Source organism: Streptomyces prasinopilosus, from assembly GCF_001419695.1.
In the GTDB taxonomy this organism is placed as follows: domain Bacteria; phylum Actinomycetota; class Actinomycetes; order Streptomycetales; family Streptomycetaceae; genus Streptomyces; species Streptomyces prasinopilosus.
Genome location: NZ_LIRG01000645.1, coordinates 1 through 2,292, shown reverse-complemented (window position 1 = coordinate 2,292; position 2,292 = coordinate 1). Strand labels below are relative to the sequence as shown.

Sequence of the window (2,292 nt, the reverse complement as noted above, 5' to 3'; positions counted from 1 at the left end):
GCCGTCCGCCGCGGGGGCGCCGAGGTGTCCGGCCATCGCGGACCGCGCCAGGCAGGTCGTCCGGGCGCCGCTCTTCGGTGCCGCCGCCTCCACCACCACGCGGGCGCTGTCCCTCACGCAGCCGAACGGCGCGGGCGCGCCGGCCTCCCCGGCGAGGTCGTTCGTGTTCCCCATGCCGCCGTCGCCGCCCGGCTACTCCCGGACCTGCCGTCCGCCCGGGGCCGAGGTGCGCGGGATCGTCCCCCGGGCGCCGACCGGCGCGTCCCGTTCGGCGAGCGGCCGCTCGTCACGGCCCACGACGAAACAGCCCCGGTGGCCCATGGGCCGGCGCTCCCCCGGTGGATCGGTTTCGGCTCGTCAGAGGACCACCACAGCCGCACGGAGGTCCGCAGGGACACGGCGTGATCCGTCCCGGGAAGGCCCTCCGCGACCCTCCCGGATCCACCGGGCGTGCCGGAACCGCCGTGTCCGGCCCGGCTCAGTCCACCTCGTCCGCCAGGCTCCGGAACTCCGCCCAGGACAGCGCCGGTTCGGCCGGGTCCCAGAGCTTCTGCGCGGTCGCCCGCAGCGGCATCCTGATCCCGGCCGCGACCTGCTCCTGGCTCTGCGCACCGGACAGGTCGCACCAGACGGCGAAGGACCCGCCGAGGATCAGGCCGTCGTACCGGGAGGGCACGGCGGTGGTGCCGCGCAGTACGCGCGGCGTCCACTGCTCGTAGATCCGCTCCCCCGTCGGGTAGACGAAGTCGTTCGGCTCGCCCAGCACGTAGTAGAGGAACTCGTCGTTGTAGTTGAGGACCTCGCGGCCCTCGGCCAGGTAGTCCGCCGGCTGGCGGGCGCCGATCTCCTTGCCGGTCCAGTAGGCGACCCGGATGTCCTTCGCGGCCCGCACCGAACCGCCCTCGAAGAAACCGTCGTTCCAGGCGCGGAGCGTGCGACCGTGGGCGCGGACGGTGTCGGCGCGGTCGTTGAGCCAGCTCGTGGCCAGGTCCTCGACGGTGGCGCCGGGACCGTGCTCCTTGCGCGCGGCGGCGGCGAGCCCCGGGAACGACGCTTCGGGGTCGGGCACCACCAGCGCCTGGTACTCGTCGGCGCCGAGGTGCCACTGCGAGCCGGGGAACAGCTGCGCGTACTCGTCCAGCAGGTCGTCGACGATCTCCGCGGACGCGGGATCGGAGATGTCGATCGCCCCGCGCACGGCCCCGCCGCCCGCGTCGCGCAGCTGGAGGCCGGGGTGGGCGGCGAGGACGGCGCCGAGGTGCCCGGGCGAGTCGATCTCGGGCACGACGGTGATGTGCCGACTCGCGGCGAGGTCGACGATCCGCTTGACCTGGGCCTTGGTCAGGTGCGGGTCGGACACGATCTCCGGGTGCGTGTCGGACTCGATGCGGAAGCTCTGGTCGTCGGAGAAGTGCAGGCCCAGTTCGTTGAACTTCAGGTCACCGAGTTCGCGGATCCGGTCCTCGATCCAGCCGGCGGTGAAGTGCTTGCGCGCGATGTCCAGCATCATCCCGCGCCGCGGCTTGGCGGGCTCGTCGCGCACGACCCCCTCGGGGGCGGTCCCGGCGCCGCGGATCTGCTGCTTGAGGGTGCGGGTGCCGTAGAAGACGCCCGCCTCGGCGGGGGCGCTGACGGTCACCCGTCCGCCCCGCACGGTCATCGTGTACGACTCGGGGTTCGCACCCTCGCCCCGGTTGAGTTCCAGGCGCAGGTCCCCGGCGCGCTCGTCGTCCTTCTCCCCCGCGTACGTCAGGCCCAGCTCGCCGGCCACGAGGCGGCCCTCGTCCGCCAGGGCCGGATCGCCGACGACCACCCGGTGGCCGCGCCCGGGCCGCCAGCCGGGGCCGCGCTCGGCACTGTGGTCACGGACGGCGGGGATGGTCCGGGGCGCCCGGGACAGGGGGTAGGAGCGGGTGGGGCTCGGCTCGGGCTCCCCGGACGGCGAACCCGCCGTGTCCCCGGAACGGGAGGCGGCGGGGCCGCCGTCGTCCGACGCCGTCCAGAGGCCGATGCCCACGCCGGACGCCGCGACCACCGCGCCCGCCGCGAGGGCCACGACCAGCGTCCGCCGCTGCCTCACCTGCCGCGGGGACGGCCGGCGCCTGTGCTGCCTGTGCTGACTCACACGCCCAACCTACGGCCCGTCCGGGTGAAGGGCGTCGAGGAGCTGTTCCGAAACTCTCCCGTCCGAGTGAATCTCGACTATCGATCGGACACGTCCTGGGCGCACTCGGTAACGTGTCGGCACAACTCTCACACCATCTGCCACTCCCTTCCCCCTCCTCCCCCACA

General features: G+C 74.1%; 1 protein-coding gene and 1 pseudogene. Both read right to left on the bottom strand.

What is annotated here, in order from left to right; translation table 11 throughout:
* A pseudogene (locus AOK18_RS34625) lies at positions 1-321 on the bottom strand (hypothetical protein); the annotation flags it as partial.
* A 157-nt stretch (positions 322-478) separates the two neighbouring features.
* Positions 479-2,062 (bottom strand): beta-N-acetylhexosaminidase, encoded by a 1,584-nt coding sequence (locus AOK18_RS23875; RefSeq protein ID WP_055574185.1) that lies wholly within the window; start codon positions 2,060-2,062, stop codon positions 479-481.
* Positions 2,063-2,292: the final 230 nt, after the last annotated feature.